The organism is Herbiconiux sp. FW305-C-125, from assembly GCF_058783455.1.
On record NZ_JBYSYO010000001.1, the window covers coordinates 400020 to 424210 of the forward strand.

General features: G+C 69.9%; 25 protein-coding genes and 1 tRNA gene. 11 read left to right on the forward strand and 15 right to left on the reverse strand.

The window, feature by feature from the left end:
• Positions 1-35: 35 nt before the first annotated feature.
• The 4 genes from AC3WLB_RS02150 to rpsP form a co-directional block, all read right to left on the reverse strand.
• Complete coding sequence (locus tag AC3WLB_RS02150; RefSeq protein WP_492502844.1) at positions 36-965, reverse strand: type IV toxin-antitoxin system AbiEi family antitoxin domain-containing protein; 930 nt, start codon at positions 963-965, stop codon at positions 36-38.
• Positions 966-1047: 82 nt separating this feature from the next.
• On the reverse strand, positions 1048-1638 hold the full coding sequence (rimM, locus tag AC3WLB_RS02155) for a ribosome maturation factor RimM (protein WP_492504636.1): 591 nt from the start codon (positions 1636-1638) through the stop codon (positions 1048-1050).
• On the reverse strand, positions 1631-1867 hold the full coding sequence (locus AC3WLB_RS02160; RefSeq protein WP_492502846.1) for an RNA-binding protein: 237 nt from the start codon (positions 1865-1867) through the stop codon (positions 1631-1633). Before AC3WLB_RS02160 ends, rimM begins: the two co-directional genes overlap by 8 nt.
• 2 nt (positions 1868-1869) lie before the next feature.
• Positions 1870-2340 (reverse strand): 30S ribosomal protein S16, encoded by a 471-nt coding sequence (gene rpsP / locus AC3WLB_RS02165; RefSeq protein WP_492502848.1) that lies wholly within the window; start codon positions 2338-2340, stop codon positions 1870-1872.
• 174 nt (positions 2341-2514) lie between these two features.
• Between rpsP and AC3WLB_RS02170 the strand changes: the two genes are divergently transcribed.
• Complete coding sequence (locus tag AC3WLB_RS02170; RefSeq protein WP_492502850.1) at positions 2515-3651, forward strand: glutamate--cysteine ligase; 1137 nt, start codon at positions 2515-2517, stop codon at positions 3649-3651.
• Between the two features lie 126 nt (positions 3652-3777).
• On the opposite strand, the gene AC3WLB_RS02175 is transcribed toward AC3WLB_RS02170, so the two are convergent.
• Together AC3WLB_RS02175 and ffh are read right to left on the reverse strand one after the other, a co-directional pair.
• Positions 3778-4584, reverse strand: coding sequence for an LLM class F420-dependent oxidoreductase (locus tag AC3WLB_RS02175; RefSeq protein ID WP_031281936.1), 807 nt, complete (start codon positions 4582-4584; stop codon positions 3778-3780).
• A gap of 13 nt (positions 4585-4597) precedes the next feature.
• Entirely contained in the window at positions 4598-6175 is a 1578-nt protein-coding gene (ffh, locus tag AC3WLB_RS02180) for a signal recognition particle protein (RefSeq protein ID WP_022896013.1), read from the reverse strand.
• 85 nt (positions 6176-6260) lie between these two features.
• Between ffh and AC3WLB_RS02185 the strand changes: the two genes are divergently transcribed.
• The 7 genes from AC3WLB_RS02185 (at position 6261) to araA (ending at position 14079) form a co-directional block, all read left to right on the forward strand.
• Positions 6261-6692 carry a MarR family transcriptional regulator gene (locus AC3WLB_RS02185; protein WP_022896014.1) on the forward strand — a complete coding sequence of 144 codons (432 nt, stop codon included), beginning with the start codon at positions 6261-6263 and terminating at the stop codon, positions 6690-6692.
• Positions 6689-8095: an MFS transporter gene (locus AC3WLB_RS02190; protein WP_492502854.1), complete on the forward strand. Its 1407-nt coding sequence runs from the start codon at positions 6689-6691 to the stop codon at positions 8093-8095. Before AC3WLB_RS02185 ends, AC3WLB_RS02190 begins: the two co-directional genes overlap by 4 nt.
• A gap of 17 nt (positions 8096-8112) precedes the next feature.
• Positions 8113-9009, forward strand: a complete 897-nt coding sequence (locus AC3WLB_RS02195; protein WP_492502856.1) for an LLM class flavin-dependent oxidoreductase — start codon at positions 8113-8115, stop codon at positions 9007-9009.
• A 15-nt stretch (positions 9010-9024) separates the two neighbouring features.
• Positions 9025-10050 (forward strand): LacI family DNA-binding transcriptional regulator, encoded by a 1026-nt coding sequence (locus AC3WLB_RS02200; protein WP_492502858.1) that lies wholly within the window; start codon positions 9025-9027, stop codon positions 10048-10050.
• Positions 10051-10136: 86 nt separating this feature from the next.
• A complete protein-coding gene (locus AC3WLB_RS02205; protein WP_492502860.1) occupies positions 10137-11846 on the forward strand; it encodes a xylulokinase in 1710 nt (569 codons plus the stop codon).
• Complete coding sequence (locus AC3WLB_RS02210; RefSeq protein WP_492502862.1) at positions 11843-12559, forward strand: L-ribulose-5-phosphate 4-epimerase; 717 nt, start codon at positions 11843-11845, stop codon at positions 12557-12559. The genes AC3WLB_RS02205 and AC3WLB_RS02210 overlap by 4 nt, the downstream gene beginning before the upstream one ends.
• The gene (gene araA / locus AC3WLB_RS02215; protein WP_492502864.1) at positions 12556-14079 is read left to right on the forward strand and encodes an L-arabinose isomerase; all 1524 of its coding nucleotides are present in this window, start codon (positions 12556-12558) and stop codon (positions 14077-14079) included. Before AC3WLB_RS02210 ends, araA begins: the two co-directional genes overlap by 4 nt.
• Positions 14080-14154: 75 nt before the next feature.
• Here the strand turns inward: araA and AC3WLB_RS02220 are convergent, their stop codons facing one another.
• Complete coding sequence (locus AC3WLB_RS02220; RefSeq protein ID WP_492502866.1) at positions 14155-14277, reverse strand: hypothetical protein; 123 nt, start codon at positions 14275-14277, stop codon at positions 14155-14157.
• Positions 14278-14426: 149 nt separating this feature from the next.
• Here AC3WLB_RS02220 and AC3WLB_RS02225 point away from each other — a divergent pair, with 149 nt between their 5' ends.
• On the forward strand, positions 14427-15263 hold the full coding sequence (locus AC3WLB_RS02225; protein WP_492502868.1) for an alpha/beta fold hydrolase: 837 nt from the start codon (positions 14427-14429) through the stop codon (positions 15261-15263).
• Between the two features lie 248 nt (positions 15264-15511).
• Here AC3WLB_RS02225 and ftsY read toward each other — a convergent pair whose 3' ends face one another.
• The 5 genes from ftsY to AC3WLB_RS02250 form a co-directional block, all read right to left on the reverse strand.
• On the reverse strand, positions 15512-16387 hold the full coding sequence (gene ftsY / locus AC3WLB_RS02230; RefSeq protein WP_492502870.1) for a signal recognition particle-docking protein FtsY: 876 nt from the start codon (positions 16385-16387) through the stop codon (positions 15512-15514).
• Positions 16380-16601 (reverse strand): mycoredoxin, encoded by a 222-nt coding sequence (locus tag AC3WLB_RS02235; protein ID WP_492504638.1) that lies wholly within the window; start codon positions 16599-16601, stop codon positions 16380-16382. Before AC3WLB_RS02235 ends, ftsY begins: the two co-directional genes overlap by 8 nt.
• A 47-nt stretch (positions 16602-16648) precedes the next feature.
• Complete coding sequence (locus AC3WLB_RS02240; RefSeq protein WP_022898694.1) at positions 16649-17626, reverse strand: ribose-phosphate diphosphokinase; 978 nt, start codon at positions 17624-17626, stop codon at positions 16649-16651.
• Complete coding sequence (glmU, locus tag AC3WLB_RS02245) at positions 17627-19060, reverse strand: bifunctional UDP-N-acetylglucosamine diphosphorylase/glucosamine-1-phosphate N-acetyltransferase GlmU (protein WP_492502872.1); 1434 nt, start codon at positions 19058-19060, stop codon at positions 17627-17629.
• 115 nt (positions 19061-19175) lie between these two features.
• Positions 19176-19247 (reverse strand) — tRNA-Gln (locus AC3WLB_RS02250).
• 79 nt (positions 19248-19326) lie between these two features.
• Here AC3WLB_RS02250 and AC3WLB_RS02255 point away from each other — a divergent pair.
• On the forward strand, positions 19327-19827 hold the full coding sequence (locus AC3WLB_RS02255) for a MarR family winged helix-turn-helix transcriptional regulator (RefSeq protein WP_492502874.1): 501 nt from the start codon (positions 19327-19329) through the stop codon (positions 19825-19827).
• A 2-nt stretch (positions 19828-19829) separates the two neighbouring features.
• On the opposite strand, the gene AC3WLB_RS02260 is transcribed toward AC3WLB_RS02255, so the two are convergent.
• Positions 19830-21632: an ABC-F family ATP-binding cassette domain-containing protein gene (locus AC3WLB_RS02260; RefSeq protein ID WP_492502876.1), complete on the reverse strand. Its 1803-nt coding sequence runs from the start codon at positions 21630-21632 to the stop codon at positions 19830-19832.
• Between the two features lie 30 nt (positions 21633-21662).
• On the opposite strand from AC3WLB_RS02260, the gene AC3WLB_RS02265 reads away from it, so the two are divergent.
• Complete coding sequence (locus AC3WLB_RS02265; RefSeq protein ID WP_492502878.1) at positions 21663-22544, forward strand: spermidine synthase; 882 nt, start codon at positions 21663-21665, stop codon at positions 22542-22544.
• Positions 22545-22564: 20 nt separating this feature from the next.
• On the opposite strand, the gene AC3WLB_RS02270 is transcribed toward AC3WLB_RS02265, so the two are convergent.
• Together AC3WLB_RS02270 and AC3WLB_RS02275 are read right to left on the reverse strand one after the other, a co-directional pair.
• Positions 22565-23200: a Pr6Pr family membrane protein gene (locus AC3WLB_RS02270; RefSeq protein WP_492502880.1), complete on the reverse strand. Its 636-nt coding sequence runs from the start codon at positions 23198-23200 to the stop codon at positions 22565-22567.
• A gap of 39 nt (positions 23201-23239) precedes the next feature.
• Positions 23240-24175, reverse strand: coding sequence for a 4-(cytidine 5'-diphospho)-2-C-methyl-D-erythritol kinase (locus AC3WLB_RS02275; RefSeq protein ID WP_022898688.1), 936 nt, complete (start codon positions 24173-24175; stop codon positions 23240-23242).
• Positions 24176-24191 lie beyond the last annotated feature (16 nt).

Consider the following 24191-nt stretch of genomic DNA (forward strand, 5'->3'; position numbering starts at 1 on the left):
CTACCGGCGGGGTGCACCGGCACGCCGGGTGCTGATCAGCCGAGCTCGGCTCCACTCCCGAGGCCGGCGCGGCGCTGCCGCGCCGACCAGCGGTGCTCGCCACGGGCGACGATCGCACGGATCACCTCGACGACGCGTTCCCATTCCGTCATCACCTGGGCGTAACTGAGGCGGAGTACGAGGTAACCGAGCTCGGCCAGGGCGAGGTCGCGGCGGCGGTCTTCAAGGTAGGCCTCCGGCTTCGTGTGCCACTCGCGCCCGTCGGTCTCGACGACGAGCCGGTCGCCGACGAGCAGGTCGACGCTACCGACGCCGCGGATGGCCACCTGACTCCGCGACGCGATGTTGTAGCGGCGCAGGCCAAGACGCGCCTTCGTCTCGAGGCCGGAGGCGGCGTTCGGGTCGGTGAGGTCGAGGTAGGCGCGGAACTTGGCGGGCAACGCCGCAGCGATGAACTCCAACTCGGTTCGGGAGACGCGTCCCTGCTTGAGCGCGGAGTCGAGCGTGACGACGGCATCGAGCTTGGACTGGCAGGTGATGGAGTGCAGCAGAGCCCAGGCGAAGGGGTCGACCGGCCCCTCGGGTTCGTCGAGGTACGGGGCCGGGAGCGAGCGGTGGACGACGACACCGAAGCGCTCGGGGCGACCCAGCGGGATGCGGCGGTCGTGGGGCGACGAGAGGTTCCGCGCATTCGCCGCGACGCGCACGTGGAGGCGCCTGTCGTCGGCACACCAGATTCCCTGCCGCTTGAGTACGGACAGGCACGAGAGCGTCCCTCCGACTCGCACCGCTCTCACCGCCTCGGACGGCGCGTCGGGCAAGGCCACCCACCCACGGCGAAGGCGGAGAAGTGCGCCGCGGGCGACAGCATTGTTGAGGGTCGCCGCATTCACGCCGAGTGCCGCGAGCTGATCGTTGGAGGCGACACCGCCGTTGGCGGCCAATACGTCGATAACATGACTCATGCTCGACAGTGTGGTGATGAGTTACTACCGAAATGAAGAGGACCGACCCGATATACGCGGTCGGTCCTCTTCATTTACGTAGTTATTCGGCGGGCGGCTCCGCGGCGGGTGCGAGCGGAGGCGCGTCGTCGTCAGGCAGGTCCTCGAAGAGGCCGGGCGGGGGCGTGACGGTGACGATGCCCGCCACGACGTCGACCGACGGCACGATCGCCTTGACGAACGGCACCATCACCTCGCCTGCCGGCGTCTTCACGATCAGCAGGTCCTGCGCCGGCAGATGCTCCACCAGCCGGACGGTGCCGACCTGGGCGCCGTCGCGCACGACGCGCAACCCCACCAGCTGGTGGTCGTACCAGGCGTCGTCTTCGGGCTCCTCGGCCGATTCGTCGAGATCGATCCAGAGGATGGCCTTCACGAGGCCCTCGGCCGCCGTGCGGTCCGGCACTCCCTTAAAGAAGCCCACAGGATGCCCGTTGTACCAGCGCAGCTCGCTGAGCTCGAGGGTCTTGCCGTGCCAGGGCGACGAGGTCGGCACCTGGAGGGTGAACACCGCGCCCGGAACGAAGCGCCGTTCCGGGTCGTCGGTGAACATCTCCAGCTTGATCGCACCCTTCAGCCCGTGGGCCTTCAGGAGTCGACCCACCCGGAGCTGGGTCCTGTTGTTCTCAGTAATCGGTGTCCACCACGTCTACCCGCACGCGCTTGCCATCGGCGAGCGCGGTGACCAGAGTGCGCAGCGCCTTCGCGGTGCGACCCGACCGGCCGATCACGCGGCCGAGGTCGTCGGGGTGCACACGCACCTCGAGGACCTCGCCGCGCGGTGAGCTCTTCGTGACGACACGCACCTCGGCCGGGTTGTCGACGATCCCCTTGACGAGGTGCTCGAGAGCAGGAGCGAGCAAGGTCAGGCCTTGTCCGCTGCGTCTTCGGCGGCCTCGACCGCGGCCTCGTTGGCCTCGGAGTCGGTCTCGGCGGCAGCTTCGGCGTCAGCCGCAGCCTCTGCCTCGACGGCAGCGGCCTTCGGCTCGGCCTTGGGCTTCAGCACGGGCTTCTTCTTCTCGTCGGCGACGAAGGCTTCCTTCTCGCCCTTGACGCGAACGGTCGACACGGCGTCCTTGTCGCCCTTGAACTTGCCCCAGTCACCGGTGAGCTTCAGCAGCGCGGCGACCTGCTCGGTGGGCTGGGCGCCGACCGAGAGCCAGTACTGGGCGCGGTCGGAGTCGACCTGGATGAGCGAGGGCTCCTCGGTGGGGTGGTACAGACCGATCTCCTCGATGACACGACCATCGCGCTTGGTGCGCGAGTCGGCGACGACGATGCGGTAGTAGGGCGCACGGATCTTGCCCAGGCGCTTCAGACGGATTTTGACAGCCACAATTCTCCTGTGTGATGTAAAGGTGGGCGAACTGACGACCGTGAGCGTGGGGGCACACTCGGTACAAGCTCTAAGGGATTCCGGGTCGCCTGATTAGAGGGTCGGGCGAGGACGGACTCGACTGGCTATTCTGACAGATAACGCGGCCGAAGCGGTAATTCTCGAAGGGCTCCCATGCAGATCACGTTCGCCGAGTCGAAACGCTCCACCCTGGGGGTCGAGTGGGAGGTGGCCCTCGTCGAACGCAGTTCCGGCGACCTGGTGTCGGTTGCGGGCGAGGTGCTCGAGTCGCTGCGCGGCCCGGACGGCACCCCGCATCCGCAGATCACGAACGAGCTCCTGCTCAACACCGTCGAGCTGGTCACGAAGGTGCACGACCGGGTGGACGACGCGGTCGCCGACCTGCAGGCGCAGCTGGCCGAGGTGCGCGCCATCACCGACCCGCTCGACGTGGAGTTGATGTGTGCGGGGTCGCATCCGTTCGGCCAGTGGTTCGAGCAGACCGTCACCGACAAGGAGCGGTACCACAAGCTCATCGACCGCACCCAGTGGTGGGGTCGCAACATGATGATCTGGGGCATCCACGTGCATGTGGGAATCGACGATCGCGAGAAGGCGCTGCCGATCGTGAATGCGCTGCTCAACTACTACCCGCACCTGCAGGCGCTCAGCGCCTCGAGTCCGTTCTGGGGCGGGGTGAACACCGGCTACGCGAGCAACCGTGCGCTGATGTTCCAGCAGCTGCCGACCGCGGGGCTACCCTACCAGTTCGGCGCGTGGGCCAACTACGAGGAGTACGTCGACGACCTCGTGCGCACCGGCGTGATCAGCGATCACACCGAGGTGCGGTGGGACATCCGGCCGAGCCCGCAGTGGGGCACCGTGGAGATGCGCGCCTGCGACGGACTGTCGAGCCCCGAGGAGATCGGGGCGGTGGCGGCGCTCATCCAGTGCCTCGTCGACGACATGTCGGGCCGGCTCGACGCCGGCGAGGAGCTGCCCACCATGCAGCCCTGGTACGTGCGCGAGAACAAGTGGCGGGCGGCGCGGTACGGCATGGACGCCGAGATCATCCTGAACGCGGCGGGCGACGAGCAGCTGGTGACGGATGCGGTGCGCGGCGAACTCGAACGTCTCGCGCCGGTCGCCGAACGGCTCGGCTGCGTGGCCGAACTCGAGCAGGTGAACCTCATCCTCGACGGCGGCGCCAGCTACCAGCGGCAGCTCCGGGTGGCGGAGCAGAACGGCGGCAGCCTGCGCGCGGTGGTGTCCTCCCTGACCCACGAGCTGCGGCACGGGCTGGCGCGGTAGCCGAGGGGCTGCGGCGCCAGGCGACATGTTCTCGTTCCACGGGCGTCGCTGCGATCGACCCGTCAGTTGCGGCTGGTAAGAGGCCGTCATACCAACCACAACTGACGGATCGACGAGTGCGCAGGGCTACAACTTGTCGCGCCACGCGATCAGGTCGCGCACCGCCTGCAGGTCGAGGTCGGGGCCGGTGATGCCGAGGGTGAAGAGGGTGACGCCGAGTTCGAGCTGGCGGTCCATGTCGGGCAGGCCGTCGCCGCGGGCACCGCGGGTGCCGACCGAGATCTCGATGTCACCGAAGTCGCGTCCGACCGTCGAACACCACTCGCGCAGCACGCCGAGCTTGCGCTCGAGCGTGTCGGTGTCGCTGAAGGAGTGCCAGATGTCGGCGTGCTCGGCGACGATGCGGAGCGTCTTCTTCTCCCCGCCGCCACCGATCAGCACCGGGATGTCGCGCGTCGGCGCCGGGTTGAGCGCCGCCCACCGCTTCTCGATGCGCGGCAGCGCCTCCGAGAGCGCGTCGAGCCGCTGGCCCGCCGTGCCGAACTCGTAGCCGTACTCGTCGTAGTCGCGCTCGAACCAGCCCGAGCCGATGCCGAAGACGAGGCGCCCGGGCTCGCCGTCGCGGGCCGAGATGTGGTCGACGGTGCGCGCCATGTCGGCGAGCAGGTCGGGGTTGCGGTAGCTGTTGCAGGTCACGAGCGGACCGAACTGGATGCGCGAGGTCTGCTCGGCCCACGCGGCCAGCATCGTCCAGCCCTCGAAGTGCAGCCCGTCGGGCTCACCCGAGAGCGGGAAGAAGTGGTCCCAGTTGAAGGCGATGTCGACGCCGAGGTCTTCGAGCTCGGCGAGGGTGTCGCGGATGGTCTGGTAGGAGGAGTGCTGCGGCGCGATCTGCACGCCGACGCGCACCGGACGAGACGAAGAAGTTGTCATACCGCAAGCATATTCAGCGCAGGAAGCGTTGCAGTGCCTGAAGTTCTTCGGGGCTCGGGTTCGGCGTGCCGTCGGCGGCCTTGGCGCCCAAGCCGAAGCCCGCGCCGCCGCCGTTGCCCGCCGCCACGACCGGCTTCTCCCCCGCCGCGCGCGCCGCGTTCTCGGCGGCGCGCTTCGCGGGGTTGCCCGAGCGCGAACCGCTCTTCTTCTTGGCCTGCTGCTTGCCGCGGCCGCCGCCGAAGCCCGCGCCGGGGATCGGCCCCATGCCGGGAACGTTCGGCACGCCACCCTTGGCGACCGTCTTCATCATCTTCGCGGCCTGCTCGAAGCGCTGCACGAGCGAGTTCACGTCGGTGACGGTCATGCCCGAACCGCGGGCGATGCGCAGGCGCCGCGACCCGTTCAGGAGCTTGGGGTTCTTACGTTCGGCGGGCGTCATCGACTGGATGATCGCCTCCGTCCGCACGATCTCCTTCTCGTCGAAGTTCTCGAGCTGCTGCTTCAGCCCGCCGGCACCGGGCAGCATGCCCATCATCTTCTTGATGGAGCCGACGTTGCGCAGCTGCTGCATCTGCTTCAGGAAGTCGTCGAGCGTGAACGAGTCCGTCGCGAACTTCTCGGCGACCTTCAGCGCCTCCTCTTCATCGAAGGCCGATTGGGCCTGCTCGATGAGGGAGAGGATGTCGCCGAGGTCGAGGATGCGCGAAGCCATGCGATCCGGGTAGAACGGCTCGAAGTCGTCGAGGGTCTCGCCGGTCGAGGCGAAGATGATGGGCCGTCCGGTGACGGATGCGACGGAGAGCGCCGCACCACCGCGCGCGTCGCCGTCGAGCTTCGTGAGCACGACGCCGGTGAAGTCGACGCCCTCCTGGAACGCCCGGGCGGTGGCCACGGCGTCTTGACCGATCATGGCGTCGATGACGAAGAGCACCTCGTCGGGATCGGTGGCCTTGCGGATGTCGGCGGCCTGCTTCATCATCTCGGCGTCGACACCGAGGCGGCCGGCGGTGTCGATGATGACCGTGTCGTACTGCTTGTCGACGGCGTACTTGATCGAGTCCTTCGCCACCCGCACCGGGTTGCCGACGCCGTTGCCGGGCTCCGGCGCGTAGACCGGAACGCCGGCCTGGCCGCCGACGATCTGCAGCTGGTTGACGGCGTTCGGCCGCTGAAGGTCGGCGGCGACGAGCAGCGGCGTGTGGTTGTCCTTCGCCAGCCACTTCGCGAGCTTGCCCGCCAGGGTGGTCTTACCGGCACCCTGGAGGCCGGCGAGCATGATGATGGTCGGCGGCCGCTTCGCGAACTCGAGCCGGCGCTGGGTGCCGCCGAGGATCTGCACGAGCTCCTCGTTGACGATCTGCACCACCTGCTGCGCCGGGTTCAGCGCCCGGTTCACCTCGTCGCTCAGCGCCCGCTCGCGCACGTGACCGGTGAACTCCTTCACGACCTCGAGCGCGACGTCGGCGTCGAGCAGGGCGCGCCGGATCTCGCGCACGGTCGAGTCGACATCGGCAGGGCTCAGCTTTCCCTTCGTGCGGAGGTTCTTGAAGGTTTCGGCGAGCCGGTCCGAGAGGTTTCCAAAAGTAGCCATCGTGCATCCAGTTTAACCGGTCTCACCTGGGCATCGGGCGGATCGCGCATTTCATTAGCCAAGCTAATGAGCGTATGCTAACTACATGCCCGTCGAGACGCCCGCCCGCACCCTGAGCGCCGAGCTGCGCGCCGCGACCCTCCGACTGGCCCGCCGCCTCCGCCGCGAGCGCGCCGGCGAAGAGCTCACCGACGGCCAGTCCGGAGTGCTGGGCCTGCTGCTGCGCGAGGGGCCGATGACTCCGGTCGCGCTGAGCGCCGCCGAGCACGTGACGCCGCCGTCGATGAACCGCACCCTGAACGCCCTCGAACTCGCCGGCTACATCGAGCGCACCCGCAGCGCCGACGACCGTCGGCTGGTGCTCGTGACGGTGACGGATGCGGGCCATCGGCTCGTGCTGGAGACCCGCCGCCGGCGGGACGCCTGGCTCGACCAGCGACTGGCCGCGCTCAGCCCGGACGAACTCGAGGTGCTCGACCGGGCCGCGCACATCCTGCGCAGGATGATCGACGAATGAGCGCGATGTTCCGCTCGCTCGCGAGCATCAACTACCGCATCTGGTTCGCCGGCGCCCTGGTCTCAAACGTCGGCACCTGGATGCAGCGCACGGCCCAGGACTGGATCGTGCTCACCGACCTCACGAACCATGACGCCGCCGCCCTCGGCATCACGGTGGCGCTCCAGCTCGGCCCGCAGCTGCTGCTCGTGCCGGTCTCGGGGCTGATCGCCGATCGCCTGAACAAGCGGCACACGCTCATGGCGACGCAGATCGCGATGGGTGTGCTGGGTCTCGCTCTCGGCATCATCGTCATCACGGGGCTCGCCCAGCTCTGGATCGTCTACGTCTTCGCGCTCCTGCTCGGCATCGCATCGGCGATCGACGCCCCCGTGCGGCAGACCTTCGTGGCCGAGCTGGTCTCGGGCGCGAACGTGTCGAACGCGGTCGCGCTCAACTCCGCGTCGTTCAATGCCGCCCGCACCATCGGACCCGCCATCGCCGGGTTGCTGGTGGCTGCGATCGGCGCCGGCTGGGTGTTCGTGATCAACGCCGTGACCTTCGCGGCGGTCGTGGTGTCGCTGAAGTTCATCCGCATCGGCGCCGCGCAGCTGATGAAACAGGCGCCCCGGGCGAAAGGCCAGCTGCTCGCCGGGTTCCGTTACGTGCGAGGCCGGCCGGACCTTCTCATCATCTTCGTGATCGTGTTCGTGATCGGCACCTTCGGGTTCAACTACCAGATCTTCACCTCGACCATGGCCACCGTGGAGTTCGGCCAGGGTTCGGCGGGGTTCGGCCTGCTGACCTCGATCATGGCGGTCGGGTCGGTGGCGGGCGCGCTCGTCTCGGCCAGCCGGGACCGGCCGCGGGTGCAACTGGTGTTCCTCGCGAGCGCCGCCTTCGGGGTGAGCGCGCTCGCCGCTGCGCTGGCGCCGAGTTACTGGGTCTTCGCCGGCGCGCTGGTGCTGATCGGATTCGCGGGGCAGGTGCTCATGACCACGGCCAACGGCACGGTGCAGACCACGACCGATCCCACCATGCGCGGCCGCGTCATGGCGCTCTACATGGCCATCTTCATGGGCGGTACCCCGATCGGCGCTCCGCTCGTCGGGGCGATCGCGAACACGCTCGGCCCGCGCTGGGCGCTCGGGGTCGCGGCGGCCGCCGGGGTCGTCGCCTTCCTCGTCGGAACCGTCTGGCTGGTCGTGCACCGCCGGCTGCGGGTGCGTATGGGCGCCGACCGGCGGCCGCATCTGGTCTTCGGCCGCACCGGCGGCGAGACGCTCACGGGATCGGTGCGCGCCGTGCCGCCGGCCGCACGCGGGGCTGAGCCGGCACCGGCGGGAGCGGCGAACGAGACGCGACCCGAAGAAGAGCTCGAGGAGGACTTCGCCCTCGACGAGGCCGACGCCAAGCGCGGGTGAGGTGCAAGACTGTGGCCATGCGCCACGGAATCGTCATCCTCCCGCAGGACCCCTGGCCGGAATCCCGCCGCAAGTGGATGCTCGCCGAGGAGCTCGGCTTCGACCACGCCTGGACCTACGACCACCTCTCCTGGCGCTCCCTCGCCGACCAGCCCTGGGGCGCCACCATCCCGCTGCTCACCGCGGCGGCGACCGCGACCTCGCGCATCCGGCTCGGCACCTTCGTGGCGTCGCCGAACTACCGGCACCCGGTCCCCTTCGCGAAAGACCTGGCCACGCTCGACGCCATCTCGGGCGGGCGGTTCACCCTCGGCGTCGGCTCGGGCGGCACCGGTTTCGACGCCTTCGTGCTCGGCCAGCCCGAACTCACCCCACGGCAACGACACGAGCGTTTCGTGGAGTTCGTGGAGCTGCTCGACCGCCTGCTGCGCTTCGAGAGCGGGGCCCCGGATGCGCCCTCCCGCGGCATCTCCGCGGCCGGCGAGTGGTACACCGCGCACGAGGCCCGCATGGTGGGCGCACCCGCGCAGAGCCCGCGCCTGCCGTTCATGCTCGCCGCGAACGGGCCGAAGGGGCTGGACCTGGTCGCGCGACTCGGTCAGAGCTGGGTCACCACGGGCCCGGAAGGCGCGACCGGAGACGAGTGGTGGCGGGCCGTCGCGGAGTTGACGCAGCGACTCGACGACGCGGCCGAGCGGGCGGGCCGCGACCCGATGTCGATCGACCGCGTGCTCTCGATCGACTCGGGCGGCCGATTCTCGCTCGAGAGTGTCGGCGCTTTCGCGGATCTCGTCGGTCGCGCCGGCGAACTGGGCTTCACCGACGTCATCAGCCACTGGCCGCGCGCCGAGGGCATCTACGCCGGGTCGGAGGACGTGCTCGTGGCGGCGGCCGCGGGCATCCGTTCGCGCTGAGGGCATAATCGACGCATGACGCCCGAACCCGCTTCCCCGCCCGTCGGCGACGCCGCACGGCCGGGTCGCGCTGCGAGCGTGTTCGACGTCGCCAAGGCGGCCGGGGTGTCGCACCAGACCGTCTCGCGGGTGCTCAACCGGCATCCGAGCGTGCGCCCGGCGACGCGGCAGAAGGTGCTCGACGCCATGCGCGAGCTGAGCTATCGGCCGAATCTGGCGGCCCGCGCACTCGTCACGAGCCGGTCGCGCATCATCGGCATCCTCTCCACCTCCAGCGGGGAGTACGGGCCCGCGGCGACCATCAGCGCCGTCGAGGCCGCCGCCCGCGGTCGCGGGTACAGCGTCACGATCGCGGGCGCCGACGGACTCGACCAGACCTCGATCGACGAGGCCATCAACCACCTCGTCGACCTGTCCGCCGAGGGCATCGTCGTCATCGCGCCGCAGTCGCAAGTGCTGGCGAGCCTCTCCCGCCGCTCCTTCGACGTGCCCTACGTGACCTTGCAGACGCTCTCGACGGTGGGCGACGCCGAACTCGACCTCGACCAGGTCGAGGGCGCCCGGCTCGCCACTGCGCACCTCGCCGACCTCGGTCACCGGCGGATCGGGCACCTCGCCGGCCCGTCCGACTGGGTCGACGCCGCCTCGCGGGTGGCGGGCTTCCGGGCCGAGCTCGCGTCACGATCGCTGCCCGACGACCTGATCGTGAGCGGGGACTGGAGCGCCGCATCCGGGTATCGGGCGGGTCGCGAGCTGATCGCGCGCGGGGCGACGGCGGTGTTCTCGTCGAACGACCAGATGGCGCTGGGCCTCCTGCACGCGGCGAGCGACGCCGGGGTGGCGGTGCCGGCCGCACTCAGCGTGGTGGGGTTCGACGACACCCCGGAGGCCGAGCACTACCTGCCACCCCTGACGACCGTTCGCCAGGACTTCGCCGAGTCGGGGCGACGCTGCGTCGCCCTGCTGCTCGGCGAGCACGAGCCGCCGCCCTCGGTGCTCCCGACGCTCGTGGTGCGCGCCTCGGCCGCGCCGCCGGCCTGACCGGCTCTTTCCCCGAGCGGTGATTCTGGCGTATGCTCGACTCGCAATGTGAGCGATCACATCCCGAGTCGAAGGAGCCCCAGGCGATGAGCGAGACCGCTGCCGACCCCGCCCACCGCGACCGCGTCGCCGACGCCATCCGCGCCGGGCGCACCTCGCTCGGCATCGAGCTCGGGTCGACCCGCATCAAGGCCTGCCTCGTCGGCGACGACCCCGCCGAGGTGCTCGCCGTGGGCAGCCACGCATGGGAGAACGAGTTCGTCGACCGCATCTGGACCTACTCGCTCGAGAGCGTGTGGTCGGGCCTGCAGGCCGCCTACGCCGACCTCCTCGCCGACATCGAGCGCCGCTACGGCGTGCGCCCCTCGACCTTCGGCGCCATCGGCGTCTCGGCGATGATGCACGGCTACCTCGCCTTCGACGAGGCGGGCGAGCTGCTCGTTCCCTTCCGCACCTGGCGCAACACCACCACCGCGCGCGCGGCCGCCGAGCTCACCGACTCGTTCGGCGTGAACATCCCGCTCCGCTGGTCGATCGCACACCTGCACCAGGCCGTGCTCGATCGTGAACCGCACGTTCCCCGGGTGCGGCACATCACCACGCTCGCCGGGTACGTGCACTGGCGGCTCACCGGGCGCACCGTGCTCGGCGTCGGCGACGCCTCGGGCATGTTCCCGATCGACCCCACGACGCGCGACTACGACACCGACCTCATCGCCCGCTACGCCGAACTCGTCGTCGACACCCCGCTCGAGCGCGGTCTGCGCGAGCTGCTGCCCCAGGTGCTCGTGGCGGGCCAGCCGGCCGGCACACTCACCGACGACGGTGCCGCTCTGCTCGACCCGAGCGGCACCCTCCGCCCGGGCGTCGTGCTCTGCCCACCCGAGGGCGACGCCGGCACCGGCATGGTGGCGACCCAGTCGGTCGCGCCGCGCACGGGCAACGTCAGCGCCGGCACGAGCATCTTCGCCATGGTCGTGCTCGAGCGGCCGCTCGCGCGGGTGCACCACGAACTCGACGTGGTGACCACCCCGTCGGGAGACCCCGTCGCGATGGTGCACTGCAACAACGGCGCCAGCGAACTCGCCGCCTGGGTCGGCCTGTTCGGGCGCTTCTCGGCCGCGGCCGGCACCGGCACCACGGTCGACTCCGACGCCGTGTTCGACGTCCTCTTCCGCGAGGCGCTCACGGGCGACGCGGATGCCGGGGGCCTCTTGGCGTACAACCACCTGGCCGGCGAGCCCATCGCGGGACTTGACGAGGGCCGGCCCATGTTCGTGCGCACCCCCGACAGCTCGTTCACGCTCGCCAACGTCATGCGCGCCCAGATCTACGGCGTGTTCGGCACCCTCGCGCTCGGCATGCGCGTGCTCGCCGACGAAGGCGTGGCCCTCGACCGGATGTTCGCCCACGGCGGCCTGTTCCGCACCGCCGGGGTCGCCCAGCGCTTCCTGGCCGGAGCGCTCGCCGCGCCCGTCGCGGTGGCCGAGACCGCCTCCGAGGGCGGGGCGTGGGGCATCGCGGTGCTCGCCGCCTACACCCGGTACGTGCTGGCGGCGTCGGGCGACGCCGATGAGGCAGGCGCCGAAGGGGCGCCCCGGGCATCCGTCTCGCCCGCATCGGGTCTGGATGCGTTCCTGCGTGACCGAGTTTTCGCCGGTGCGGCGATCGAGACCGCCGACCCCGACCCGGCCGACGTCGCCGGCTTCGCCGCCTACCTCGACCGCTACCACGACGGTCTCGCCGCCGAGCGGGCCGCCGTCGAAGCCCTGCCCCTGAAAGGAAACCCCGCGTGACCGAGCCCGATTTCCCACCCGCCGTGCAGGCGGCCATCGACCAGGTGCGCGCCGACGTCGCCGCCCTGCACGCGCAGCTCACCCGCTACGGCCTCGTGGTCTGGACCGGTGGCAACGTCTCCGGCCGGGTGCCGGGTGCCGAGCTGTTCGTGATCAAGCCGAGCGGCGTCGACTACGACGACCTCGCGCCGGAGAACATGATCCTCTGCCGGCTCGACGGCAGCGTGGTCGAGGGCACGCCGGGCGCCGAGCGCTCGCCCTCGAGCGACACCGCTGCGCACGCCTACGTCTACCGCAACATGCCCGAGGTGGGCGGGGTCGTGCACACGCACTCCCCCTACGCCGTGGCGTGGGCGGCCCGGGGCGAGGCGATCCCCTGCGTCACCACCGCGATGGCGGATGAGTTCGGCGGCGAGGTGCCGGTGGGTCCGTTCGCCATCATCGGTGACGACTCGATCGGGCGCGGCATCGTCGAGACGCTCCGCGGTCACCGCTCGCGGGCCGTGCTGATGAAGAACCACGGGCCGTTCACCATCGGCAAGAACGCCCGCGACGCCGTCAAGGCGGCCGTCATGGTCGAGGACGTCGCCCGCACCGTGCACCTCTCGCGCCAGCTCGGCGAGCCCACGCCGATCGCCCCCGAGGCGGTCGACTCCCTCTTCAACCGCTATCAGAACGTCTACGGACAAGACCCGACAGGATCCCTCAATTGAGCAAGCTCGACACCTCCCTCGCCCCGTACGAGATCTGGTTCTTCACCGGCAGCCAGAACCTCTACGGCGAGGAGACCCTCCGCCAGGTGGCCACGCAGTCGCAGGAGATCGTGGCGACGCTCGACGACGCATCCGTCATCCCGGTGAAGATCGTGTGGAAGCCGGTGCTGAAGGACTCCGAGTCGATCCGGCGCGCCGCCCTCGAGGCGAACGCCGCCGACAACGTGATCGGCGTGATCGCCTGGATGCACACCTTCAGCCCCGCCAAGATGTGGATCGCGGGCCTCGACGCGCTGCAGAAGCCGCTGCTGCACCTGCACACCCAGGCGAACGTCGAGCTGCCCTACGCCGAGATCGACTTCGACTTCATGAACCTCAACCAGGCCGCACACGGCGACCGCGAGTTCGGGTACATCCAGACCCGGCTGGGCGTGGCGCGCAAGACCGTGGTGGGGCACGCAGCCAACCCGCTGGTGCGGCAGCAGATCGCCGACTGGTCGCGCGCCGCCGCGGGTTGGCAGGCCGTGAAGACGCTGAAGCTCGCCCGGTTCGGCGACAACATGCGGTACGTGGCGGTGACCGAGGGCGACAAGACCGAGGCTGAGCTGCGTTTCGGTGTGCAGGTCAACACCTGGGGGGTCAACGAGCTGGCGTCCGCGGTCGAGACGGCCGAAGCGGATGTCGCGGCGGTCGATGCCCTCGTCGCCGAGTACGAGGAGCTCTACGACGTGGTGCCCTCGCTCCGCCGCGGCGGCGACCGGCACCAGTCGTTGCGCGACGGCGCGGCGATCGAGCTCGGCCTGCGCTCCTTCCTCGAGGAGGGCGGCTTCGGTGCGTTCACCACGAGCTTCGAAGACCTCGGTGCGCTCAAGCAGCTGCCCGGACTCGCCGTGCAGCGCCTGATGGCCGAGGGCTACGGGTTCGGTGCCGAGGGCGACTGGAAGACCGCCATCCTCGTGCGGGCCGCCAACGTCATGGGCGCGGGCCTCCCGGGCGGTGCCTCACTGATGGAGGACTACACCTACGACCTGGTCGAGGGAGCGGAGACCATCCTCGGCGCCCACATGCTCGAGGTCAGCCCGTCGCTCACCAGCGCGCGGCCCTCGCTCGAGATCCACCCGCTCGGCATCGGCGGCAAGGACGACCCGGTGCGGCTCGTCTTCACCGCCGACCCCGGGCCGGCGGTCGTCGTGGCCATGAGCGACATGCGCGACCGGTTCCGCCTGGTGGCGAACGTGGTCGAGGTGGTCGAGCCGCGCGCTCCCCTCCCGCACCTGCCCGTGGGCCGGGCCGTGTGGCGACCCGAGCCCTCGTTCGCGGTCTCGGCCGCCGCGTGGCTCACCGCCGGAGCGGCCCACCACACCGTGATGTCGACCGCGGTCGGCGTCGAGGTGTTCGAGGACTTCGCGGCCATCGCCCGCACCGAGCTCCTCACCATCGACGCGTCGACGACGCTGCGCGGTTTCCAGAACGAGGTGCGCTGGAACCAGGCGTACTACCGCCTCGCCCAGGGACTCTGAGCTCACAGCGTTTCCCGAGTTGACCCCTGCCACTGGGCGGGGGTCAACGCGGGTGACCCTCGGCGCGGTCGGGGGTCAGCGCGGGTGACCCTCGGCGCGGTCAGGGATGCGGCGGTAGCCGTCGCGGCGCAGGTCGACGACGGTCGCGACGATGCCGATGAGGGCGCCGATGGCCAGCAGTACCAGCAGGATGATCATGAGCGCACCTCCATGCGTCCGGTTGGCCCCCTTATCGGGGGCCAATCTTGTATTAGTAGGTCATTGGCTTCACGCTCTCGCAGATCGAAATGCCAATCAAGAAGCCAATCCTGCACCCCTGGACCGCGCGCGAGCGCTAGCGTGAAACCGTGGACTACGCGACGAACTCCCTCGACGGTGCACGGGTGGCCTTCCGCGTCACCCCGGCCGGGCCGGCGGCCGCGCCCGGGGCCACGCCGATCGTGCTCGTGCACGGCTCCGCGCTCTCCCAGGCCATCTGGCGCGGGTTCGGCTATCTTCGAGCGCTCTCCCCCGAACGCCCGGTCGTCACGCTCGACCTCCGCGGGCACGGCCGCAGCGCCACTCCGCACGACGGCGCGGCCTATCGCATGCCCCTGTTCCTGGCCGATGTGCTGGCCGTGCTCGACACCCTCGGCCTCGAGCAGGTGCACTACCTCGGCTACTCACTCGGCGCGCGGGTCGGGTTCTCGGTAGCGGCCGAGCATCCGCAGCGCCTGCGCAGCCTGATCAGCGTCGCCGGCGCTCCCGGCACCGGCCGGGACGCCTTCGATCGCGTGTTCTTCGCGGGTGCGCTCGAGGCACTGGAGCAGGGCGGCATGGCGGGCTTTCTTGGGGGGTGGGAACTGGCATCCGGCCGCCCGCTCGACGCCGCGACCCGCGCCGCGTTCAGCGCGAACGACGAGGTCGCCCTCGCCGCGTACATGCGTGCGACGCAGAACGACGAGCGCGTGACGGATGCGCAGCTCGCCGCGCTCACGATGCCGGTGCTGCTCGTGGCCGGCACCCGCGACCGTGAGCGTCTCCGGGCCGCCGAGCACGTGCGCGCCCTCCTCCCCACCGCCACCCTCGTCGCCGTCGACGGCGCCACCCACGCCGACACCCCCCGCCGCCCCGAAACCCTGGCAGCAGTCCAGTCCTTCCTGGCTGACGTAGAACGACGGACCCCCGCCCCATCGACGGACTGACCCTCCGTCGTTACCGATCAAGCCCGCCAAACTCCGTACTTAGCGCGCAGCCTCAGCCACTCCCGCCCACGACGTGGGGCACGCGAGCGCAGGCCGCGGGCCGCGCTCGACGCCCCAGGGTGAGCGCTCGGCCGCGAAGCGACCGAACGCTCACATGTCGCCTCGCGCCGCAGAAGCGGCGGCGCGAGCAATAAGGGCCCGCCCAGCCGAAGGCCGGGCGAGCCCGAAGAAGCAGCGAACCCCGAAAACTACCCCACCAGATTCTGCGCGAACACGTGCGGCGTGAACCCGGTGAGGTCGTTGATCCCTTCACCCTGCCCCACGAGCTTGATCGGGATGCCCGTCTTCTCCTGCACGGCCAGCACGAAGCCGGCCTTGGCCGAGCCGTCGAGTTTCGTGATGACCAGCCCGGTGACCCCGGCGTGCTGGATGAACGCATCCGCCTGGGCGAGCCCGTTCTGGCCCGTGGTCGCATCGAGCACGAGCAGCACCTCGGCCACGGGCGCCTGCTTCTCGATGACGCGACGGATCTTGCCGAGCTCGTCCATCAGGCCACCCTTGGTCTGCAGTCGGCCGGCGGTGTCAATGAGCACGATCTCGATGCCGCGGTTCTTGGCCTGTTCGATGGTCTGGAAGGCGACCGACGCCGGGTCCTGCCCCTCGTGCTGCGGTCGCACCACCTCGGCGCCGGCGCGCTCGGCCCAGGTGGCCAGTTGCTCCACGGCGGCGGCACGGAAGGTGTCGGCGGCGCCGACCACGACCGAGCGGTTGTAGGTCTTGAGAAAGCGCGCGAACTTGCCGATGGTGGTCGTCTTGCCGACCCCGTTCACCCCCACCACGAGCACCACTGCGGGACGCTCGGTGAGCTTGAGGGTGGGGTCGTACTTCGCGAGCCGCTCCTCGATGGTCTCGCGGAGCATCCGCTGCAGGTCTTTGGGGTCGGTGGTCGAGTAGCGCTGCACCTTGGCGCGCAGGTCGTCGACCACCTCCTCGGTGACGGCCGGCCCGAAGTCGGCCTTGATGAGTGCGTCTTCGAGGTCTTCCCACGTCTCGTCGTCGATGGTGCGCTTCGCGAACATGCCGCGGAGCGCCCCCGAGAGCGACCAGGGAGTGCGATCAGCCAACTCGCGCCGCCACCTCACGTGCAGACGGGTTCGTGGCCGTCGATCCGTCGGGGAACACCACGGTGGGCACGGTCTGGTTGCCGCCGTTCACCGATTCGACGAGCGCAGCCGTGCCGTCGACCTCTTCGATGTTCACCTCGGTGTAGCCGATGCCCTCGGCGTCGAGCTGCTTCTTCAGCCGGGCGCAGTACCCGCACCAGCTGGTGGAGAACATGGTGATCGACCCGGCGACGGGCGTGTAGCTCTCGAGCGTCGCGGCGCTCACGCGTCACCGTCGAACATCGTGGTGACCGAGCCGTCGGAGAAGACCTCGTTGATGGCGCGGGCGATCAGCGGGGCGATCGGCAGGATGGTCAGTCTGTCCCAGTGCTTCTCGGGCGGCAGCGGCAGGGTGTCGGTCACGACTACCTGGTCGATGAACGGCGACTGGAGGATCTCGGTGGCCGGGTCGGAGAACACGGCGTGCGTCGCCGCCACCACCACGCCGATCGCGCCGTTCGCCTTCAGCGCCTCGGCCGCGGCGACGATGGTGCGGCCGGTGTCGATGAGGTCGTCGACGAGGAGGCAGACCCGCCCGGAGACGTCACCGACGATCTCGTGCACGCTCACCTGATTGGGCACTCGCGGGTCGCGGCGCTTGTGGATGATGGCGAGCGGGGCGCCGAGCTTGTCGCTCCAGACATCCGCCACCCGCACCCGGCCCATGTCGGGGCTGACCACCGTGAGCGTTGCCGGGTCGAGGGACTTGCGCATGTGCTCGAGCAGCACCGGCATGGCGAAGAGGTGGTCGACCGGGCCGTCGAAGAAGCCCTGGATCTGCGCCGCGTGCAGGTCGACCGACATGATGCGGTTCGCACCGGCGGCGAGGAAGAGGTCGGCGACCAGCCGGGCCGAGATCGGCTCGCGGCCGCGGCCCTTCTTGTCCTGCCGGGCGTAGGGGTAGAACGGGGCGACCACCGTTATGCGCTTGGCAGAGGCACGCTTCAGCGCATCCACCATGATCAGCTGCTCCATCAACCACTCGTTGATCGGCGCGGTGTGCGACTGGATGACGAACGCGTCGCAGCCGCGCACGCTCTCGCCGTAGCGGATGTACAGCTCACCGTTCGCGAAGGTGCGCGCCTCGGTGTCGACGAGTTTCGTGCCGAGTTCGGCCGCGATGTCCTCGGCCAGCTGCGGATGTGCCCGCCCCGAGACGACGACGAGGCTTTTCTCTCCGCTGGCCTTGATTCCGGACACCTATTCTCCGCTCTTGTTCGCCGCCGCGGCAGCCGTTGCCGCATCGGTTCCGGGCCGGTTCTCTTCGACCCAGCCGGCCATGTTCCTCTGAGGAGTCACCGTGATCGCGAGCGCGCCGGACGGGACGTCTTTACGGACGACCGTCCCCGCACCCGTGTAGGCGCCGTCACCAATTCTAACCGGGGCGACGAACACGTTGTGCGACCCGGTGCGAACGTGCGACCCCACCTGGGTGCGGTGCTTGTTCACGCCGTCGTAGTTCGCGGTGATCGTCCCTGCGCCCACGTTCGAGCCCACCCCGACCTCGGTGTCGCCGATGTAGGAGAGGTGCGGCACCTTGCTGCCGGCGCCGATGTGCGAGTTCTTCGTCTCGACGAAGGTGCCGATCTTGCCGTCGGCGTCGAGCACCGTGTTCGGCCGCAGGTAGGCGAACGGACCGACGGATGCGCCCGCCCCCACCACGCTGAGCGTCGCGTCGGTGCGCTTCACCTCCGCGTTCTCACCGATCTCGCAGTCGACGAGGGTGGTGTCGGGGCCGACGACGGCACCGCGCGCGATGCTGGTGGCGCCCTTGATCTGGGTGCCGGGGAGAACGGTCACGTCTTCGGCGAGGCTCGCCTTCAGGTCGATCCAGGTCGTGGCCGGGTCGACCACGGTCACACCGTTCAGCTGCCAGCCGCGAACGATGAGCGCATTGAGCTTCGCAGCGGCCTCACTCAGCTGCGCCCGGTCGTTGATCCCGGCCACGAGCCAGGGCTCGCTCACCGGCACGGCAGCCACGTCGGAGCCGGCCCGGCGCAGCAGGCCGATCACGTCGGTGAGGTACTTCTCGCCCTGCGCGTTGGCGGTGGTGACCTGCGCCAGCTGGTCACGCAACTGCGCGAGCCCGAACACGTAGACCCCGGCGTTGATCTCGCGGAGGGCCCGTTCGGAGTCGGTCGCGTCCTTGTGCTCGACGATGCGGTCGAGCATCCCGTCGTCGGTGCGCACGATGCGACCGTAGCCCGCCGGGTCGTCGAGCACGGCCGAGAGCAGGGTGGCGGATGCGCGGCTCGCCCGGTGCGCGGCGATCAGCTCGGTGAGTGTGGCGGCGTCGAGCAGCGGAACGTCGCCGCTCACGACGAGCACGTCGCCGTCGAAACCCTCGGGGAGCGCGGCGACGGCCTGCTCGACCGCGCGCCCGGTGCCGGGGATGTCGTCCTGGTCGACGATGACCGACGACGGGAAGTGGTCGTGCACGACCTCCTGCACCCGATCGCGCTCATGCCGCACGACGGTGATCGTGTACGCGGCATCCAGCTGCCCCGCGGTGGCGAGCACGTGCCCGATCAGCGGCACCCCCGCGATCTCGTGCAGCAGCTTCGGGGTGCGGGATTTCATGCGGGTGCCCTGGCCAGCTGCGAGGACGATGATGGCAAGTCGCGTATCGGTCACGTTCCGGATCTCCCTCGATGGATCACGACCGTGAAAGTCACGATCCACAATCTTCCTGGCGCACGGCTGCCGCCTTTCGGAGCGCATAATTCGATCCACTGGATCGAATTCTGCGCTCCGCCTCCAGGACTCGAACCTAGACCTAACAGCTCCAAAGGCTGTCGTGCTGCCATTACACCAAGGCGGATCACCGGGTGGAACCGGCAGTAACCCAGTTTGCCAGACCCGCACGCTCCCGCTGCCACGCCGGTGAGGATAATGGGGGGATGAGCGTCAGGGACAGTCGGGACTCGGTCGACGAGATCGTCGAAGCGTGGATGCGCGAGCATCCGACGCTCGACTTCTCGCCCCTGAAGATCCTCTCGCGGGTCACCCGGCTGGCGAAGCAGCTCGAGCGCACCCGCCGGGCGTCCTTCGCCACGGCCGACCTGGAGCCGTGGGAGTTCGACGTGCTGGCGGCGCTGCGGCGCGCCGGGCATCCGCACGAGCTGAGCCCCAAGGCGCTGCTCGAGCAGACCTATGTCTCGAGCGGCACCATGACGAACCGCATCGACGGCATGGTGCGGCGCGGTCTCGTGGAGCGGCGCACCCACCCGAACGACGGGCGTGGCGTGCTGGTCTCGATGACCGACGAGGGCCGCGACCGGGTGGATGCCGCGATCTCCCACCTCGTGGCCGCCGAGACCGACTTGCTCGCCGGCCTCTCGAAGGCCGACCAGGAGCGTCTGGCGGCCCTCCTCCGCCGCCTCTCCCTCGACATGGCCTGAGCTCAGTCGAGGGACTCGGCGAGCTCGAGCCAGCGGGTCTCGTGGGTGGAGATCTGCGACTCGAGGTCGGTGAGCTCGGCCGTGAGGGCGCCGAGGCCCTGGTAGTCGCTCTGGTCGTGCTCGGCGATGCGGTGGTGCAGCGCGTCGATCTGTGCGGTGAGCTTCTCGATGCGGCGCTCCAGCGACGAGCGCTCCTTCTCGGCGGCGCGGAGTTCGGCACCGCTCAGGGCGGGCTTCGCGGCAGCCGCGGTGCGCGCATCCGTCGCTCTCTGCTGGGCGGATGCGGAGGCGGCCGACGCCTCACCGGCCTTGCGGAGTGCGAGGTATTGCTCGAGACCGCCCGGGAGGTGGCGGAAGCGGTGGTCGAGCACAGCGTATTGCTGGTCGGTGACGCGCTCGATGAGGTAGCGGTCGTGCGACACCACGAGCAAGGTGCCGGGGAACGAGTCGAGGAGGTCTTCGAGGGCCGCGAGCATGTCGGTGTCGAGGTCGTTCGTCGGCTCGTCGAGGATGAGCACGTTCGGCTCGTCGAGCAGGATCAGCAGCAGCTGCAGGCGTCGCTTCTGGCCACCGCTCAGGTCTTTGACCGGGGTGGAGAGCTGTGCGCTGGTGAAGCCGAGGCGCTCGAGCAACTGACCGGGGGTGAGCTCCTTGCCGCCCGCGATGTAGGAACTCCGCTGCCGGCCGATGACCTCGCTCACCCGGTCGTTCCAGACCTCCTCGAGTTCGGCGAGCTGCTGGGTGAGGCTCGCGATCTTCACCGTCTTGCCGTGCTTGACCCGACCGGTCGTGGGGTGCACGGTGCCCGTGACCAGCCCGAGCAGGGTGCTCTTGCCGGCGCCGTTCACGCCCAGGATGCCCGTGCGCTCGCCCGGGGCGATGCGCCACTCGACATCCTGCAGCACCACCCGGTCGTCGAACGAGACCGAGGCGTCGAGGATGTCGACCACGTCTTTGCCGAGGCGCGCGGTGGCCATCTGGGTGAGCGAGACGGCGTCGCGGGGCGGCGGTTCGTCGGCGATGAGTTCGGCCGCGGCATCCATGCGGAACTTGGGCTTCGAGGTGCGGGCCGGGGCGCCGCGGCGAAGCCAGGCGAGCTCCTTTCGCAGCAGGTTCTGGCGTTTCGACTCACTGGCGGCGGCCATCCGGTCGCGTTCGACGCGCTGCAGGATGTACGCCGCGTAGCCGCCCTCGAAGGGTTCGACGATGCGGTCGTGCACCTCCCAGGTGGCGGTGGAGACCTCGTCGAGGAACCAGCGGTCGTGGGTGACCACGGCGAGGCCGCCGCTGCCCGCCGGCCAGCGGCGTTTGAGGTGCTCGGCCAGCCAGGCGATGCCTTCGACGTCGAGGTGGTTGGTCGGCTCGTCGAGGAAGATGACGTCCCAGTCGCCGACCAGCAGCGCCGCCAGGGCGACGCGGCGGCGCTGACCGCCGGAGAGCGTGCCGACCACGGCGTTCCAGTCGACGTCGCCGAGGAGCCCCGCGATGACGTCGCGTACCTTCGGGTCGCCGGCCCAGACGTGCTCGTCCAGGTCACCGACCACGGCCGCCGCCACGGTGAGTGCCGAATCGACGGTGTCGGCCTGGTCGAGCATGCCGAGCGTGACACCGCGGCGCCGGGTGACCCGGCCGCCGTCGGGCTCGATGCGGCCCGCCAGAAGCTTCAGCAGCGTCGACTTGCCGTCGCCGTTGCGGCCGACGATGCCCACCCGATCGCCTTCGTTCAGGCCCAGGGTGACGGAATCGAAGATGACTCGGGTGGGGTATTCGAGATGGAGCGCCTCAGCGCCCAGGAGATGAGCCACCCGTCGACACTACCCGCCTAGACTGTGCGGGTGCTTGCCGACCGTCGCTCCTTCACGCTCGAGCTCGGCCACCACGTGGCCGAGCTGGTCTTGTACTACCGGCGCAGCCAGAGCTACGAACTGATCGTGGGCGGCATCCCCCAGTCACGTGTCTCGCTCGCCTATCCCGAGCTTCTCGACTACCCCTACGTGCGTCACATCGCCCGGATGCTCGACGCCGCCGCCCCGGCCGGCGCACCGCTCCGCACGGTGCACCTGGGCGCCGGGGCGCTCACGCTCCCCCGCTACCTCGCCGCCACCCGGCCCGGCTCGCCCCAGCTCGTGGTCGAGTACGAGCGGGCGCTCGGCGAAGCCGTGCTGGCGGCGCTCCCGCTGCCCGACGGCGCCGACGTGACCATGCTCTGGGGCGACGCACGATCGCTCGCCGAGAGCGCCCCCACCGCGACCGGGTGGGCGGACGTGCCGTTCACCGTCGTCGACCTGTGGGACGCAGCACGCGTCTCGGCCCATGTGTCCAGTGTGGAGTTCTATTCGGCGGTCGCCCGGCGGATGTCGCGGGGCGGCGTCATGGCGGTCAACCTGCTCGACGGCGGCGGCTTCTCCTACGCCCGCGGGCAGGCGGCCAGCCTCGCCTCGCTGTTCGAGCACGTCGCCGTCGTGCTCGACACGGAGCCGTTCGGGCATCCGCCGATCGACAACGTGGTGGTGTTCGCGAGCGATTCGCCGATCGCCGTCGCCGAGCATCCGGAGCTCCTCGACGACAACGACAACGAGCCCGACGACCCGGCGGGCTCGCGCCCCACGGTGCTGAGCGGCGCGGAGCTCGAGCGCTGGGTGGGCGACGCCGCCGTGGTCACCGACGCGACCGCGACCGACTCCCCCGACCCGGACGCCGCGGAGCTGCCCGGCTGACCGGCCGAGTGGTTGCTACCTCACTTCGCCCGGGCGAGGATGCGCGTGCGGCTGAGCGCGATCACGGCGCAGCCCATCAGACCGATGAAGCCCGCGATCGCCACGACGTACACGGCGACGGCCCCGTAGCCCCCCGGCTGGGCGGGGTTCAGGAACGGGTAGGGGTACCAGCCGACGATGGGCCCGCGGATCATCGTGTAGACCGCCCACACCAGCGGGAACGCGATGATCCCCCAGATCGACGACCAGGCGAGCCGCGACTTGCCCGGTGTGAGAATCCACACCAGCACGATGTAGATCGGCGCGATCAGGTGCAGCACCTCGTTCGACCACGCCAGCGTGCGCCCCTGCTCGAGCTGGATGCTCCGCAGGAGCAGGTTGTAGACGACACCGGTCGTCGCCATGTAGGTCACCACGGCGGCCAGCGACAGGTTGTACCAGGACGGATCGCGACGCACGGTGAAGGAGTAGTACGCGCCGATGAGCAGTGCGATCGCGGCCAGCGCGTTCGAGAGGATGGTGAAGTAGCTGAAGAAGTTGACCAGGAAGAAGGCCACGTCGGGAACGACGCCGATGCTGTAAACCAACTGGCCCACGATCGCGGCGATGATGACTCCGGCCGCCACGATGCGGATGATCCCGAACACAGTGCGCATAGTCGTCACTCTAGCGACGCGCGCGCTGCGGCCGGATGATCAGTCGCCGACGATCCGAGCACCCGCGACCGGCCCGGTCACCCGCACCACGTGGTACCGAGCCGCCGACAGTGCGATCTGCAGCTCGAGGGCACCGTCGATGTCGGCGGCGAGGAACGCGACCGTCGGCCCCGACCCCGAGACGAGGCCGGCCAGGGCGCCGTTGGCCTCGCCGATCTCGAGCACGGATGCGAGCCCCGGGTTCAGGTGCAACGACGGCGCCTGCAGGTCGTTGTGCAACGACTCGGCGAGCATGTGCGGGTCGCCGGCGCGGAGTGCCTGCAACACGTCGGCGTCGACCACGGGCTGGCCACGCGCCGGGAAGATGTCCTGCGCGTGCCGCTCCCGGTGCCGGTCGAGTTCGCGGTAGACCTCGGGGGTGCTGACGCCGTGATCGGGCAGCACGAGAATCCACTGGAACTGACCTTTGGCGAGCGCCGGGCTCAGCTGGTCGCCGCGGCCGGTGCCGATCGCGGTGCCGCCGGTGAAGGCGAACGGCACGTCGGCCCCGAGCTCGGAGGCGAGCGTGAGCAGCTCTTCGCGCCCGACGTCCGTTCCCCAGAGTGTGTCGCAGGCCAGCAGGGTTGCCGCGGCATCCGCCGATCCTCCGCCCATGCCGCCCGCGATGGGCACGTTCTTGTCGATGGCCAGGCTGACGCCGCCGCGGAAACCCGTCTTCCGGGCGAGCAGGCGCGCGGCCCGGATGGCGAGGTTCGAGCCGTCGGTCTCCAGCGCGCTGGTGTCGATGTGGCCGCCGAAGCGCACCGAGAAGTCGCTCGCCGGCGAGGCGTAGACGTCCTCGTAGAGCGACACGGCCTGGTAGGCGGTGGCGACGTCGTGGTACCCGTCGTCCATCACCGCGCCCACTTTGAGGAACACGTTGATCTTGCCGGGGGCCCGTACATGCACGGTCTTCGCCAGGCCCCGGGTGATCATGCATCCAACCTAGTCC